We start from the raw sequence: 14,680 nt of genomic DNA, 5'->3' as shown, positions 1-14,680 counted from the left end.
GCGTACAGCGCCCCGTCCGGGCGGGAAAAGGCCCGGACGGGGCGCTGTGTGCCGTTCTGCGGGCCGCTCAGACCCGCGGGCGCAGTCGGGCGGCGTCGGCGGGCGCGGCGGCCTCCTCGTCGCTCCCGGCGCCGCTCACGCCGCCGCCCAGCGAGCTGCCGGCGCGCCACTTGTCCCAGGGCAGGTTCCAGTCGCCGAACCCGTTGTCGAACGGGACCATTTTGTCGCCCTTGCTGTTGACCACCTGGACGACGTCGCCGACCCGTACGTGGTCGAAGAACCAGTGCGCGTCGCCGGTCGACATGCCGGTACAGCCGTGGCTGACGTTGGCCGCGCCCTGCGAACCCACGGACCAGGGCGCCGCGTGCACGTACTCGCCGCTCCACGTGACGCGGGTGGCCCAGTGGACCGGCAGGTCGTACGCCTCCGAACTGCCCCGCGCGATGCCCACGGTGGTGCTGCGCATCCGGACGAACGGCTCCTTGCCCAGCACGGTCTTGATGCCGTTGCGGGTCTCGAAGCCGGCCTTGCCGGTGGTGACGGGCAGCGTCTTGATCACTTTGCCGTTGCGCCGGACCGTCATCCGGTGCGCGGCGGCGTCGGTGACGGCCACGACCCGGTCGCCGGTACGGATCCGCACCGGCTTGCCGGGCCCGCCGTACAGGCCCTCGGCGACCTTCAGGCCCTGCAGGTTGCTGTACGCCTCGACGGAGGCGTGCGCGGGCCAGTAGGAGCGCGGGCGGTAGTGCAGGGTGCGGTCGTCGACCCAGTACCAGGAACCCACCACGCGCGGGCTGCTGTCGACCTTCAGGGCGCCCTCCACGAGCGCCTTGGCGCGCGCGCCGCGCACCGGCCTGCTGAGCTCCGCGGTGAGCGGCTGGCCGACGCCGTACGTGCCGCTGTCGGGTCCGAAGGTGACCCGCAGCCGCCGGTCGCCGCCGCCCCGCGTCTCCATCCGCAGGACCTTGCGGCCCGGCTTGCCGTCGCTGTCCTCGGTGCTCACCCGCACGGTGTAGCGGGTGCCGGCGGCGAGCGGCACGGTGCTGCGCCAGCGGGTGCCGTCGGCGGTCAGCCGGCCGCGGATGTGGCGCCCCGCGGTGTCCGTCGCGGTGACGTCCGTGATCCGCGCCTCGTCGCCCGTGGTGGTGACTTCCAGTGGCCGGTCGGGGTCGGCCTTCCGCTCGCCCGCCGGGGCGTTGGCCGCGATCTGGCCGGCCGCGTCGTAGGGCTGGGCGGCGAGCGGATCCGATGTGGCCCCGCCGCACCCGGTGACCCCCGCCGCCAGGGGCAGCAGCAGGAGCGCTGAGCTGAGCACCGTCCGGGATCGTGGCATATGGCTCATAGGCCCAAAATACGAAGAGGCACGCCGGGGCGGCGCGTTCAAGGACTGCAAATGGGTCGGGCCCGGCCACTCCTTGGAGTGGCCGGGCCCGACCCGTGCGTGCGGAACCGCGCTTACTGCGTGCGGTTCTCGCCCCGGTAGTACTCGAACACCCAGCCGAACAGGCCGACGAGGATGATCGGAGCGGAGAAGTACAGCAGCCACCAGCCGAAGACGACGCCCAGGAAGGCGAACGCACCGCCGATGCCCAGCGAGAGCGGCTGCCAGCTGTGCGGGCTGAAGAAGCCCACCTCGCCGGCGTCGTCCGCGACGTCCGCGTCCTTGCGGTCCTGCGCGCCCGCGTCGACCCGCCGGGCCGTGAAGGCCAGGTAGTAGCCGATCATGATGCACAGACCGAACGCCAGGAACAGCGCGGTGGTGCCCGCCGGCTCCTTCGACCAGACGCCGTAGACGATCGCCATGGCGAGGACGAAGACGGAGAGCCAGATGAACATCTTGCCCTGGATCTTCACTTGCCGGCCTCCTTCGTGCCGCCCATGAGCGCCGTGTCCTTCTGACCGTCGTTCTCGAGCACGTCGAGCGCGGCGATCTCAGGGTGGTGCAGGTCGAACGCCGGGGATTCGGAGCGAATGCGCGGCAGGGTGAGGAAGTTGTGCCGCGGCGGCGGGCAGGAGGTCGCCCACTCCAGCGAGCGGCCGAAGCCCCACGGGTCGTCGACCTCGACCTTCTTGCCGTACTTGGCGGTCTTCCAGACGTTGTACATGAACGGCAGGATCGACAGGCCCAGCAGGAAGGAGCTGATGGTCGAGATCGTGTTCAGGGCGGTGAAGCCGTCGGCCGCCAGGTAGTCGGCGTAACGACGCGGCATGCCCTCGGCGCCCAGCCAGTGCTGGACCAGGAAGGTGCCGTGGAAGCCGATGAACAGCGTCCAGAACGTGATCTTGCCCAGGCGCTCGTCCAGCATCTTGCCGGTGAACTTCGGCCACCAGAAGTGGAAGCCGGCGAACATCGCGAAGACGACCGTACCGAAGACGACGTAGTGGAAGTGCGCCACGACGAAGTACGAGTCGGAGATGTGGAAGTCCAGCGGCGGCGAGGCCAGGATGACGCCGGTCAGACCGCCGAAGGTGAAGGTGATCAGGAAGCCGACCGCCCACAGCATCGGGGTCTCGAAGGACAGCGAGCCCTTCCACATCGTGCCGATCCAGTTGAAGAACTTCACACCGGTCGGAACCGCGATGAGGAACGTCATGAAGGAGAAGAACGGCAGCAATACACCGCCCGTGACGTACATGTGGTGCGCCCACACGGTCACCGACAGACCCGCGATCGAAATCGTCGCCGCAATCAGACCGATGTAACCGAACATCGGCTTCCGGGAGAAGACCGGAATGACCTCGGAAATGATGCCGAAGAATGGCAGCGCGATGATGTACACCTCTGGGTGTCCGAAGAACCAGAAGAGGTGCTGCCAGAGCAGTGCGCCACCATTTGCCGCATCGAACACATGCGCACCGAACTTGCGGTCCGCCTCCAGGGCGAACAGTGCGGCGGCCAGCACCGGGAAGGCCAGCAGGACCAGCACACCGGTCAGCAGGACGTTCCAGGTGAAGATCGGCATGCGGAACATCGTCATGCCGGGGGCACGCATGCAGATGATCGTGGTGATGAAGTTGACCGAGCCGAGGATCGTGCCGAAGCCGGAGAAGGCCAGACCCATGATCCACATGTCGGCACCGACACCCGGCGAGCGGACCGCGTCCGACAGCGGGGAGTAGGCGAACCAGCCGAAGTCGGCCGCACCCTGCGGGGTGAGGAAGCCGGCCACCGCGATGAGCGAACCGAAGAGGTACAGCCAGTAGGCGAACATGTTCAGCCGCGGGAACGCCACGTCGGGCGCGCCGATCTGCAGCGGCATGATCCAGTTCGCGAAGCCGGCGAACAGGGGCGTCGCGAACATCAGCAGCATGATCGTGCCGTGCATCGTGAACGCCTGGTTGAACTGCTCGTTCGACATGATCTGCGTGCCGGGACGGGCCAGCTCGGCGCGCATGAAGAGCGCCATCAGGCCGCCGATGCAGAAGAAGGCGAACGAGGTCACCAGATAGAGCGTGCCGATCGTCTTGTGGTCGGTGGTCGTCAGCCACTTCACCACGACGTTGCCGGGTTGCTTCCTGCGTACGGGCGGTGCTGCCGGAGCCGATGCGGCGGCGGCACCCTGAGGATCGTTGAGGATGCTCACTTGTTCTTGGTCTCCGCGTTCCTGGCGTGGTCGGTCTGCTCGATACCGGCCGGCAGGTAACCGTTCTGGCCCTTCTTCGCCAGGTCCTTCAGGTGCTCCTGATACCGCTCAGGAGACACGACCTTGACGTTGAAGAGCATCCGGGAGTGGTCGACGCCGCAGAGCTCGGCGCACTTGCCCATGAAGGTGCCCTCCTTGTTCGGAGTCACCTCGAAGACATTGGTGTGACCCGGGATGACGTCCTGCTTCATCAGGAACGGCACCACCCAGAAGGAGTGGATGACATCACGCGAGGTCAGGATGAACTGGACGGTCTCGCCCTTGGGCAGCCACAGCGTGGGGCCGGGGTTGCCGTTCTGCGGGTTCCGCTCGCCCGGCGTGCCCTGGTCGTAGACGCCCTCGGCACCCGCGGGAGCCGACTTCTTCCACTTGTCCGGGATGGCGGAGAGCTCCTTGGAGTTGACCGCCGAGTTCGACTTGTCGCCGTCGACGTCCTCCATGTAGTTGAACGCCCAGCTCCACTGGAAGCCCACCACGTTCACGACGTGGTCCGGCTTCTTGGAAGTCTTGAGAAGTTCGTTCTCATCGCGCGCGGTGAAGTAGAACAGCACCGCGATGATGATGAACGGGACGATGGTGTACAACGCCTCGATCGGCATGTTGTACCGGGTCTGTGCGGGGACCTCCACCTTGGTCCGGCTGCGGCGGTGGAAGATCCAGCTCCAGATGATCAGGCCCCACACCAGCACGCCCGTTGCGAGGGCGGCGGCCCAGGAGCCCTGCCAAAGGGAGAGGATCCGCGGCGCCTCATCCGTGACCGGCGTTGGAAAACCGAGGCGGGGGAAGTCCTTGTATGTGCAACCGGTCGCGGTCGCCAGGACCAGGCCCGCAGCCAGCACCTGCGGCAGCTTCCGCCGCATCGGGCGCCGCGACGAGCGGTCGGAGCCGTTGGGACTCACGTAGCGCCTTCCCGAGAGTCTCGCCCGCGATCTCACCGGCTGCGGCCGTCTCAGCTGGTCGGTCGCCGGCCCGTCACGGGCAGGGGTTTGGATGTTTATGCGGACCAAACCCTACTGGACGCTATTTGGCGTCGCGCGGGGAGGGTGCCCAACGCGGCGCGTTGCCCCCCGAAGGGGTGGCCATCCGCTCCCACTGGGCGCCCGCGGCCTCCGGATTCCCCGCTTCCTCCCGGCATCTGACGCCGCGCCCGGCCGCTTCGTTCCGGCGTCTTACCCGCCCTTCCCGGTGACCGATACCGCGCCCGGTCATTCCTTCCCGGGGGCCCGACGCCGCGCCCGGCGCGCAGGACCGCACGCGTTAGCGTTTCGTCCGTGCCCTACTTCGATGCCGCGTCCTCCGCTCCCCTCCACCCCGTCGCCCGCGAGGCGCTGCACGCCGCGCTCGACGAGGGCTGGGCCGATCCGGCCCGGCTGTACCGGGAGGGGCGGCGCGCCCGGCTGCTGCTGGACGCCGCGCGCGAGGCCGCGGCGGAGGCGGTCGGCTGCCGCCCCGACGAGCTGGTCTTCACCCCGTCGGGCACCCGCGCGGTGCACACGGGCGTGGCGGGCGCGCTGGCCGGCCGGCGGCGTGTCGGTGCCCGGCTGGTCCACTCCGCCGTCGAGCACTCCGCCGTCCTGCACGCGGCGGAGACGCACGAAGCCGCGGGCGGCAGCGTGGCCGTGGTGGGCTGCGACCGTACGGGCCGGGTCGACCCGGCCGAGTTTGCCGCCGCGCTCACCCCGGACACCGCGCTGGCCGCCCTGCAGTCCGCCAACCACGAGGTGGGCACCGAACAGCCGGTGGCCGAGGCGGCGGAGGCGTGCCGCGAGGCGGGCGTGCCGCTGCTGGTGGACGCCGCCCAGTCGCTCGCCTGGGGGCCGGTGGCGGGCCCCTGGTCGCTGCTGGCGGGCAGCGCGCACAAGTGGGGCGGCCCGGCCGGGGTGGGGCTGCTGGCGGTGCGCAAGGGCACCCGCTTCGCGCACCAGGGACCGGCCGACGAGCGCGAGTCGGGGCGCGCCCCCGGCTTCGAGAACATCCCGGCCGTCGTGGCAGCGGTCGCGTCGCTGCGCGCGGTACGGGCCGAGGCGGTGGCCGAGGCTGCCCGGCTGCGCGCCCTGGTGGACCGGATCCGCGCCCGGGTCCCGGAGCTGGTGCCGGACGTGGCGGTGGTCGGCGACCCGGAGCGGCGGCTGCCGCACCTGGTGACCTTCTCGTGTCTCTATGTCGACGGGGAGACGCTGCTGCACGCCCTGGACCGGGCGGGGTTCTCCGTCTCCTCCGGTTCCTCGTGCACCTCCAGCACGCTCACCCCCAGCCACGTCCTGAAGGCGATGGGCGTGCTCTCGGAGGGCAACGTCCGGGTGTCGCTGCCGGCCGGGACCTCCGACGCCGACGTGGAGCGCTTCCTGGAGGTGCTCCCGGGCGCGGTCGCCGCGGTACGGGAACAGCTGGGCGCGCCCACGGAGCGGCCCGCGCACGCGCCCGAGGGCACGTCCGGCGAGCTCGTCGTGGACGCGCTCGGCGCCCGCTGCCCGGTTCCGGTGATCGAGCTGGCGAAGGCGATCACGGAGGTCCCGGTCGGCGGCACGGTGACGGTGCTGTCCGACGACGAGGTGGCGGCGCTGGACATCCCGGCGTGGTGCTGGACGCAGGGCCAGGAGTACCTGGGAGAAGCGCCGGAACCCCCGGAGCGCGGCGCCGCCTACGTGGTGCGGCGCCGCGCCTGAGCGGAGCGGTCAGTTCAGGTACTGCTGGATCTCGGCGGCGGCCTCGTGGCCGTACGCCTTGGTGAAGCGGTCCAGGAAGTGGCTGCGGCGCAGCTCGTACTCCTGCGTGCCGACCGTCTCGATGACGAGGGTGGCCAGCATGCAGCCGACCTGCGCGGCGCGTTCCAGGGACACGCCCCAGGCGAGGCCGGAGAGGAAGCCGGCGCGGAAGGCGTCGCCGACGCCGGTCGGGTCGGCCTTGGCGTTCTCCTCGGGCACGCCGACCTCGATGCTGGGCTCGCCCTCGCGCTCGATGCGGACGCCGCTGGCCCCGAGGGTGGTGACGCGGGTGCCGACCTTGCCGAGGATCTCCTCGGCGGTCCAGCCGGTCTTGGACTCGATGAGGCCCTTCTCGTACTCGTTGGAGAAGAGGTAGGCCGCGCCGTCCATGAGGGTGCGGATGTCGTCGCCGTCCATGCGGGCGATCTGCTGCGAGAAGTCGGCGGCGAAGGGGATGGAGCGCGAGCGGCACTCCTCGGTGTGCCGGATCATCGCCTCGGGGTCGTCGGCGCCGATCAGGACCAGGTCCAGGCCACCCACGCGCTCGGCGACATGCTGCAGCTCGATGAGGCGGGCCTCGCTCATGGCGCCGGTGTAGAAGGAGCCGATCTGGTTGTGGTCGGCGTCGGTGGTGCACACGAAGCGGGCGGTGTGCAGCACCTCGGAGATCCGTACGGACGCGGTGTCCACGCCGTGCCGGTCCAGCCAGGCGCGGTACTCGCCGAAGTCGTTGCCGGCGGCGCCGACCAGGATCGGCTCCGTGCCGAGCTGGCCCATGCCGAAGCAGATGTTCGCGGCGACGCCGCCGCGCCGCACGTCGAGCTGGTCGACGAGGAAGGAGAGGGAGACCGTGTGGAGCTGGTCGGCGACCAGCTGGTCGGCGAAGCGTCCGGGGAAGGTCATCAGATGGTCGGTGGCGATGGAGCCGGTGACTGCGATACGCACGGCGATTCGCTCCTGCGGGGAGGCGTGGGGCGGTGACGGACGTGACCCAACGCTACCCGTTCGGGACTCCCGCTCCGACCTGGCGAAACTACCCGATAGTAGGGCTTCTTCCCCGGGGCCTGGGGTGCGTACGGTGCGCATATGACCCAGCATGTGAAGCCCGTCACAGCAGCTCACCCCGCCGGCCGTCGCCCGGACGGCGGGGAGCACGACTCGATGGAGCAACTGCGCGGCGACTGCGCCCGCATGGCGCCGCACTGGAAGCCGGACGGCCTGTCGGCCGGTCCGCGCCGTCCGGCCGCCGAGCTGCGCGGGATCACGGTCCCCGCCGCCTCTGCGAAACTGCTGGAAGGGATGTCCGAGTACGGCGACTGAGTACGGCGATCCATACCTCCACCGCTCTTCCACGGGCCGCGGGCGGAACCGCCCGCGGCCCGGCTCCGTCCAATCGGCGTCCCCCTCACGGAGGATGGCGCATCAGTTGTTCAGCGGAGCCGAAGGAGCGATGCGGTGAGCACCGAGGACACTCCCCCTGCCACCGGCGGCGGGAACCCCACCGAGAACCCCACCGCCCCGGGACGGCGCGGGCGCAGGCCGCTGGTGGTCGCCTCGATGGCCGCGGCCGTGCTGCTGGCCGGCGGCGGCGCGGCGTACTGGGCATCCGGCGCGTCCGGCCAGGACGGCGAAGGCGGCGCGGGCGCGGCGGCCGACCCGCCGCCGCTGGCACTGGAGGGATACGGCCAGTCCCAGTCCCGCGACGGCATCGCGCCGGGCGAGCCGAATCCGCAGGGCGCCGGATACCGCGCGGTCGCCGGGCTGCCGGACGGCCCGGCCGACGCGCCCGTGTACCGCCCCCAGGGCCCCATCGGCAAGGACGCGGTGGCGCGGCTGGCCAAGGCGCTGGACGTGGCGGGCCAGGTCCGCTCCGAGGGCGGTACGTGGAAGGTCGGCGGCCAGGACAAGGACTCCCGCGGGCCCGTGCTGCAGGTGGCCAAGGCCGGCACCGGCTCGTGGACGTTCGCGCAGTACGGCACGCCGGGCGGGGTGAACTGCGCGCTGCCCGCGACGCCCAAGGGCAAGGCGGCGGACGAGCAGACCGGGCACTCCTCCGACGGGCCCGGCTGCCCCTCGTACCGCGGCCGGGAGGCCACGACCGAGGACGACGGCAGCGGCAAGGGCGCCGTGTCCCAGGAGAAGGCGAAGCAGGCGGTCAAGCCGGTGCTCGCGGCACTGGGGCAGCAGGACGCGAAGCTGAACGCCGGCGGGCTGTCCGGCGCGGTGCGCATCGTCTCGGCGAACCCGGTGATCGGCGGCCTGCCGACGTACGGCTGGCAGAGCGACCTGCAGGTCGGCGCGGACGGCCAGGTGGTCGGCGGCAGCGGCCAGCTCGCGCGGCCGCTCAAGGGCGACACGTATCCCGTACTGAGCGCGGAGAAGACGCTCGCGCACCTCAACGGCGGGGCGGCCGGCTCCGGCTCGGCCGAGGGCAAGGGCAAGGACGCCGAGTGCGCCACGCCGCTGCCGGACAAGGACGGGAAGGGCGGCGGCAAGGCGGACGGGAAGGATGTCGCGCCGTGCGAGCCGGCGCCCGGGAAGCCCGCGCCCGCCGAGGTGACCGGCGCCCGGTTCGGCCTGTCGGTGCAGTTCGTGAACGGCAGCCAGGCGCTGGTGCCGTCCTGGATGTACGAGGTGCGGCAGCCCGGTTCGACCAGCGGCAAGGACGCCCGCACCACGGTCGCGCACCCGGCCGTCGACCCGAAGTTCGTGGTGGACCGGAACGCCGGGGACGCCGCGACGCAGCGGCCCGCGCATCCGCCGCAGGGCGGCAAGGAGGGCAAGAAGGGCGCGATGGGCCTGGAGTCGTACTCGGTGGCGGACGGCGGCAAGAAGCTGACGCTGCACTTCTGGGGCGGGGTGTGCAGCGACTACTCGGCGAGCGCCGACCAGTCGGGTACGGCCGTGACCGCGCAGGTCACCGGCAAGGACAAGAAGCCGGGCGGGGTCTGCGTCAAGGTCGCCAAGCAGTTCACCAAGACGGTGACGCTGGATTCCCCGCTGGACGGGCGGGAGGTCATCGACGCCTCCAGTGGCGAAACGGTGCCGCAGACGCAGAAGTGACGGCGGGCCGGAGCCGCCGGTAGGGCGGTCAATGACGAAGGCGGCGTTCCCCGAGGGGAACGCCGCCTTCGTCTGTGTCTCCGTGTGCCGGAGCCCGTCGGCTCAGCTGAAGGAGTCGCCGCAGGCGCAGGAGCCGGTGGCGTTGGGGTTGTCGATCGTGAAGCCCTGCTTCTCGATGGTGTCGACGAAGTCGATGGAGGCGCCACCCAGGTACGGGGCGCTCATCCGGTCGGTCACGACCTTCACGCCGTCGAAGTCCTTCACGACGTCGCCGTCGAGCGAGCGCTCGTCGAAGAAGAGCTGGTAGCGCAGGCCGGAGCAGCCACCGGGCTGGACAGCCACGCGCAGCGCGAGGTCCTCGCGGCCCTCCTGCTCCAGCAGGCTCTTCACCTTCGACGCGGCCGCGTCGGACAGGATGATGCCGTCGCTGACGGTGGTCTCGTCCTGAACGCTCATCTACATCTCTCCCGGGTTGTACGGACCCCTTGCCCTCGGCAGTAACCGACGGGGCCCCGGATTCATTCCGGGCGGGCTCGAAGTTCTGGCGGAATTCTCCGCCCCTCCTCATGCTCGCACACCCCATCCGGAAGGTCAGCGGCTGACGGCATACGGCCGGCCGGGTAATGCGTCACATCGACACAATGCCCATCGTCAAACTGACGTGAAGCGGCTATGATAGATAACGTCATTTCGACGAAAAGTCGAAAAGGTTCTCCGTAACAACGAAGAGAGGGTGCGTGTCGTGACCACCGCCCAGCCCCGTCAGGACCTCGACGTGCAGCCCACGCCGCTCGCGCTGCTGCTCCTCGGCCGGGAGGCCGACCCGAAGAGCGAGCGCGGCGTCGAGTGCCCCGGCGACCTGCCCGCTCCCTCCGACCCCGACCTCGTCGAGCGCGCCCGCGCCGCGAAGGCGAAGCTCGGGGACAAGGTCTTCGTCCTGGGGCACCACTACCAGCGCGACGAGGTCATTGAGTTCGCCGATGTCACCGGCGACTCCTTCAAGCTCGCGCGCGACGCCGCGGCCCGCCCGGACGCCGAGTACATCGTCTTCTGCGGCGTGCACTTCATGGCCGAGTCCGCGGACATCCTCACGGGCGACGACCAGAAGGTCGTCCTCCCGGACCTGGCGGCCGGCTGCTCGATGGCCGACATGGCCAGCGCCGAGCAGGTCGCCGAGTGCTGGGACGTGCTGACCGAGGCGGGCATCGCCGAGCAGGTCGTGCCCGTCTCGTACATGAACTCCTCCGCGGACATCAAGGCGTTCACCGGCAAGCACGGTGGCACGATCTGTACGTCGTCCAACGCGAAGCGGGCGCTGGACTGGGCGTTCGAGCAGGGCGAGAAGGTGCTGTTCCTTCCCGACCAGCACCTGGGCCGCAACACCGCGGTGCGCGACATGGGCATGTCGCTGGACGACTGCGTCGTCTACAACCCGCACAAGCCGAACGGCGGGCTCACCGTCGAACAGCTCCGCGCGGCGAAGATGATCCTGTGGCGCGGCCACTGCTCGGTGCACGGCCGCTTCTCGCTGGAGTCGGTCGAGGACGTACGGGCGCGGATACCGGGCGTGAACGTGCTGGTGCACCCGGAGTGCAAGCACGAGGTCGTGGCGGCCGCGGACTACGTCGGCTCGACGGAGTACATCATCAAGGCCCTGGAGGCGGCGCCGGCCGGGTCGAAGTGGGCGATCGGTACGGAGCTGAACCTGGTCCGCCGCCTGGCGAACCGTTTCGCTCCGGAGGGCAAGGAGATCGTCTTCCTCGACAAGACGGTCTGCTTCTGCTCGACGATGAACCGCATCGACCTCCCGCACCTGGTCTGGGCCCTGGAGTCCCTGGCGGACGGCAAGGTCGTCAACCGGATCGAGGTCGACAAGGAGACGGAAGACTTCGCGAAGCTGGCGCTCGAACGAATGCTCGCCCTGCCATAACAAGCCCGTCTGGGGGCACCTCCCAGCGGTAGCTGGGGGAGATTGAGGACGAGCGGCCGCCAAGCCGCGATACACCGGGGCGCCCCACTCCTGAGCGGAGGGGGCGCCCCGGCGCGTTGATCAAACGCTGGCCGGTTCCGGCGAGCGGTCCTCGTCGGTGACCTTCGGGCCGTCGGCCCGCTTGGCCGCCTTCTTCGCGGCCCGCCGTTCCCTCCGCAGCTCGATCATCGCGTACAGCGTCGGTACGAGCAGCAGGGTCAGCAGCGTGGAGGTGATCAGGCCGCCGATCACGACGACCGCCAGCGGCTGGGAGATGAAGCCGCCGTCGCCGGTGACCGAGAGGGCCATCGGGAGCAGCGCCATGATCGTGGCCAGCGCCGTCATCAGGATCGGACGGAGCCGGTGGCGGCCGCCCTCGATGACCGCCTCGACCACGCCGTACCCCTGCGCCCGGTACTGGTTGATCAGGTCGATCAGCACGATCGCGTTGGTGACGACGATGCCGATGAGCATCAGCATGCCGATCATCGCGGGCACGCCCATCGGGGTCCCGGTCGCGACCAGCAGACCGATCGCGCCGGTCGCCGCGAAGGGGATCGACACCAGCAGGATCAGCGGCTGGATCAGCGACCGGAAGGTCGCCACCAGCAGCATGAAGACGATCGCGATGGCCGCGAGCATCGCCAGGCCGAGCGAGCTGAACGCCTCGTCCTGGTCGGCGGAGACGCCGCCGATCTCGGCCGTGGCGCCCTTGGGCAGGTCCAGGTCCTTCAGCTCGGACTGGAGCTGGGCGGTGACCGCGCCGGTGTTGTCACCGGTCGGCTTGGCGGTGACCGTCGCGGACCGGGCGCCGTCGATGCGGGTCATCTGCACCGGCCCCGGCACGGTCTTCACCTCGGCGATGTCGCCGAGCCGCACCACGCCCGACGGGCCCGGCAGCGCCAGCTTCTTCAGCTCGGCCTCGGTGGTGGCCGGGTGCGCCGACTTCACGACGACGTCCCGCTCGGCGTCGTCCAGCAGCGCCGTGCCGCTGGTGGTGCCGCGTACCGCCTGGGCGACGGCCTGGCCGAGGGTGGCCTGGGAGTAACCGGCGGCCGCCGCCTTGCTGTTGGCGGTCACGGAGATCCGCGGCACGCTCTCCGCCAGGTCGCTGGTGACGTCGGTGACGTAGTCCAGGCCCGCGACCTTCTTGCGTACCTGCTCTGCGGCGTCCTTCAGTACGTCGCCGTCGGCTGCCTTCACGACCACGCTCAGGTCCTGATTGCCGAACGCCTGGCCGGCCGAGACGGTGGTGTCGCCGATGGCGGGGCCGAGCTTCGCGAGGCCGTCCCGGATGTCCTCGACGACCCGGTCGGAGTCGTCGGCGCTGGCCAGCTTGACCTGGTACGACGCCTGGTTGGCGGACGAGCCGCCGCCGAAGGCCGCCATCATGCCCGACGAGCCGACGGTGACCTGGTAGTCCCGCACGCCGTCGGTGTTCGCGAGCACCTTCTCCACCCGCTTCGCCTGCTTGTCGGCGGCGGTCAGGCTGGTGCCGGGGGCCAGTTCCTGCTGGAGGGACAGGGTGTCCTGGTCGCCCTGGTCGAAGAAGTTGGTCTTGAGCAGCGGGGCCATGCCGAACGTGCCGATCAGGATGACGACGGCGATGACCAGGCTGGTGATCCGGCGCCGGGTCGCGAAGCGCAGCACCGGTACGTACAGCCGCTGCAGCGCGCTGCGGCTCTCCTTCTCCTCGGCGGCCTTGCGCAGCGCCTCCGGGTCGCCGCCCTCGGCGTCCTTCGGGGCGCGCAGGAACCAGTACGAGAGGACCGGTACGACCGTGAGGGAGACCAGCAGCGAGGCCAGCAGGGCGACGGTGACGGTGATCGAGAAGTCGCCGAAGAGGGCGCCGACCATGCCGCCGACCACGCCGATCGGCAGGAAGACCGCGACGGTGGTGAGCGTGGAGGAGGTGATCGCGCCGGAGACCTCGCGGACGCCGGTGAGGATGGCGTGCTTGCGCTCCTCGCCGTAGCCCAGGTGCCGCTTGATGTTCTCCAGGACGACGATGGAGTCGTCCACGACCCGGCCGATGGCGATGGTCAGCGCGCCCAGGGTCAGCATGTTCAGCGACAGGTCGCGGGTCCACAGCACGATCAGCGTGATCACGACGGACAGCGGGATGGAGACCGCGGTCACCAGCGTCGAGCGCAGGCTCAGCAGGAAGACCAAGATCACGATCACGGCCATGACCAGGCCGAGCAGGCCCTCGGTGGTGAGGGACTCGATGGACTTGGAGACCTGCGGGCCCTGGTCGGAGACGACCGTGACGTCCGCGTCCTTGCCGAGGTCCGCGCGGATCTGCGGGAGCTTGTCCTTGACCGCGTCGGAGATGGCGACGGCGCTGCCGTCCTGGTCCATGGTGATCTGGACGGCGAGGCTGGGCTTGCCGTTCGTGCGGGTCAGGGAGGTCGGGGTGGCCGACTCCTGCTTCACGGTGGCGATGTCGCCGATCCGTACCGGCGCGCCGGCCCCGGCCTTGCCCGCCGCGGCGCCGGCCGCTGCCGGGGAGACGGTGAGGTCCTTGATCTGCTGGAGCGAGGTGTAGCCGCTGCCGACCTGGACGGTACGGCTCTTGCCGTCCTCGGAGAAGGAGCCGGCCGGTACGGAAGCGCCGCCCGCTTCGAGGGCCTGGCCGAGCGCCGCCGGGGTCAGCCCCGCCTTCGCGAGCTTGGCGTCGTCCGGGGTGACGGCGACGACGCGGCCGCGGACGCCGCTCACGGTGACCTGGCCGACGCCCTCGATGTCCTTCAGGGACGGGACGACGCTGCGGTCCAGGCGGTCGGCGAGGGCCTGCTGGTCCTGGCCCGCTGAGGAGACGGCCAGCACGGTGGTCGGCAGATCGTCGGTGCCACCGGCCACGACCTGCGGGTCGACGTCCTCGGGCAGCTTGGCGCGGGCCCGGTTGACGGCCTGCTGGACGTCGGCGACCAGCGACTTGGTGTCATTGCCGTAGTCGAACTCGGCCATCACCACGGCCGAGCCCTCGCTGGCCGTCGAGGTGACGCCGGTGATGCCGTCGACCGCCTGGATGCCGTCCTCGAGGGGCTCGACGACCTGCTTCTCGACGACGTCGGGCGAGGCACCCTGGTACGGCGCCACGACGGACACCATGGGCATATCGATGGACGGCAGCAGCTGCTGCTTGAGCTGTGGGATCGCGATGGCCCCGAAGACGATCGCCACGATCGACATCAGTGCTATCAGGCCCCGTTGTGCGAGGCTGAGTCGGGACAGCCTGAACATGGGTGGGGTCTCTCTCTTTTGTTCTGAACGCTTCTCGGCACCGGCCCATGGCG

General features: G+C 70.4%; 11 protein-coding genes. 4 read left to right on the top strand and 7 right to left on the bottom strand.

The features are described 5' to 3' along the window. Window positions 1-67: 67 nt before the first annotated feature. The 4 genes from IG84_RS0115750 to ctaC form a co-directional block, all read right to left on the bottom strand. Complete coding sequence (locus IG84_RS0115750) at window positions 68-1,315, bottom strand: L,D-transpeptidase (protein ID WP_037800355.1); 1,248 nt, start codon at window positions 1,313-1,315, stop codon at window positions 68-70. Between the two features lie 140 nt (window positions 1,316-1,455). Next, window positions 1,456-1,854, bottom strand: a complete 399-nt coding sequence (locus tag IG84_RS0115745; protein WP_030616574.1) for a cytochrome c oxidase subunit 4 — start codon at window positions 1,852-1,854, stop codon at window positions 1,456-1,458. Beyond that, complete coding sequence (gene ctaD / locus IG84_RS0115740) at window positions 1,851-3,584, bottom strand: aa3-type cytochrome oxidase subunit I (protein ID WP_031056758.1); 1,734 nt, start codon at window positions 3,582-3,584, stop codon at window positions 1,851-1,853. The genes IG84_RS0115745 and ctaD overlap by 4 nt, the downstream gene beginning before the upstream one ends. Then, window positions 3,581-4,543, bottom strand: a complete 963-nt coding sequence (gene ctaC, locus IG84_RS0115735; RefSeq protein WP_031056755.1) for an aa3-type cytochrome oxidase subunit II — start codon at window positions 4,541-4,543, stop codon at window positions 3,581-3,583. Before ctaC ends, ctaD begins: the two co-directional genes overlap by 4 nt. Window positions 4,544-4,915: 372 nt before the next feature. Between ctaC and IG84_RS0115730 the strand changes: the two genes are divergently transcribed. Then, a complete protein-coding gene (locus IG84_RS0115730) occupies window positions 4,916-6,310 on the top strand; it encodes a cysteine desulfurase/sulfurtransferase TusA family protein (protein WP_031056753.1) in 1,395 nt (464 codons plus the stop codon). Between the two features lie 9 nt (window positions 6,311-6,319). Here the strand turns inward: IG84_RS0115730 and IG84_RS0115725 are convergent, their stop codons facing one another. Next, complete coding sequence (locus tag IG84_RS0115725; protein WP_031056751.1) at window positions 6,320-7,294, bottom strand: carbohydrate kinase family protein; 975 nt, start codon at window positions 7,292-7,294, stop codon at window positions 6,320-6,322. Window positions 7,295-7,435: 141 nt separating this feature from the next. Here IG84_RS0115725 and IG84_RS41175 point away from each other — a divergent pair, with 141 nt between their 5' ends. Together IG84_RS41175 and IG84_RS0115715 are read left to right on the top strand one after the other, a co-directional pair. After that, window positions 7,436-7,669: a hypothetical protein gene (locus IG84_RS41175; RefSeq protein ID WP_031056748.1), complete on the top strand. Its 234-nt coding sequence runs from the start codon at window positions 7,436-7,438 to the stop codon at window positions 7,667-7,669. 135 nt (window positions 7,670-7,804) lie between these two features. After that, the gene (locus IG84_RS0115715) at window positions 7,805-9,412 is read left to right on the top strand and encodes a hypothetical protein (protein ID WP_031056747.1); all 1,608 of its coding nucleotides are present in this window, start codon (window positions 7,805-7,807) and stop codon (window positions 9,410-9,412) included. 102 nt (window positions 9,413-9,514) lie between these two features. On the opposite strand, the gene erpA is transcribed toward IG84_RS0115715, so the two are convergent. Beyond that, window positions 9,515-9,868 carry an iron-sulfur cluster insertion protein ErpA gene (gene erpA, locus IG84_RS0115710; RefSeq protein WP_030256738.1) on the bottom strand — a complete coding sequence of 118 codons (354 nt, stop codon included), beginning with the start codon at window positions 9,866-9,868 and terminating at the stop codon, window positions 9,515-9,517. Between the two features lie 277 nt (window positions 9,869-10,145). On the opposite strand from erpA, the gene nadA reads away from it, so the two are divergent. After that, the gene (gene nadA, locus IG84_RS0115705; RefSeq protein ID WP_031056742.1) at window positions 10,146-11,342 is read left to right on the top strand and encodes a quinolinate synthase NadA; all 1,197 of its coding nucleotides are present in this window, start codon (window positions 10,146-10,148) and stop codon (window positions 11,340-11,342) included. A gap of 120 nt (window positions 11,343-11,462) precedes the next feature. Here nadA and IG84_RS0115700 read toward each other — a convergent pair whose 3' ends face one another. Then, window positions 11,463-14,627: an efflux RND transporter permease subunit gene (locus IG84_RS0115700; protein WP_031056738.1), complete on the bottom strand. Its 3,165-nt coding sequence runs from the start codon at window positions 14,625-14,627 to the stop codon at window positions 11,463-11,465. Between the last annotated feature and the right edge of the window lie 53 nt (window positions 14,628-14,680).

The sequence above is a fragment of the Streptomyces ochraceiscleroticus genome (assembly GCF_000720485.1).
Taxonomy (GTDB): domain Bacteria; phylum Actinomycetota; class Actinomycetes; order Streptomycetales; family Streptomycetaceae; genus Streptomyces; species Streptomyces ochraceiscleroticus.
This window is presented reverse-complemented; position numbering and strand designations above follow the sequence as displayed.

What these genes read in the sequence shown, in the direction of transcription:
- erpA (WP_030256738.1), bottom strand. Translation starts at nt 9,868, where the DNA reads ATGAGCGTTCAGGACGAGACCACCGTCAGCGACGGCATCATCCTGTCC.
- IG84_RS0115700 (WP_031056738.1), bottom strand. Translation starts at nt 14,627, where the DNA reads ATGTTCAGGCTGTCCCGACTCAGCCTCGCACAACGGGGCCTGATAGCA.
- IG84_RS41175 (WP_031056748.1), top strand. Translation starts at nt 7,436, where the DNA reads ATGACCCAGCATGTGAAGCCCGTCACAGCAGCTCACCCCGCCGGCCGT.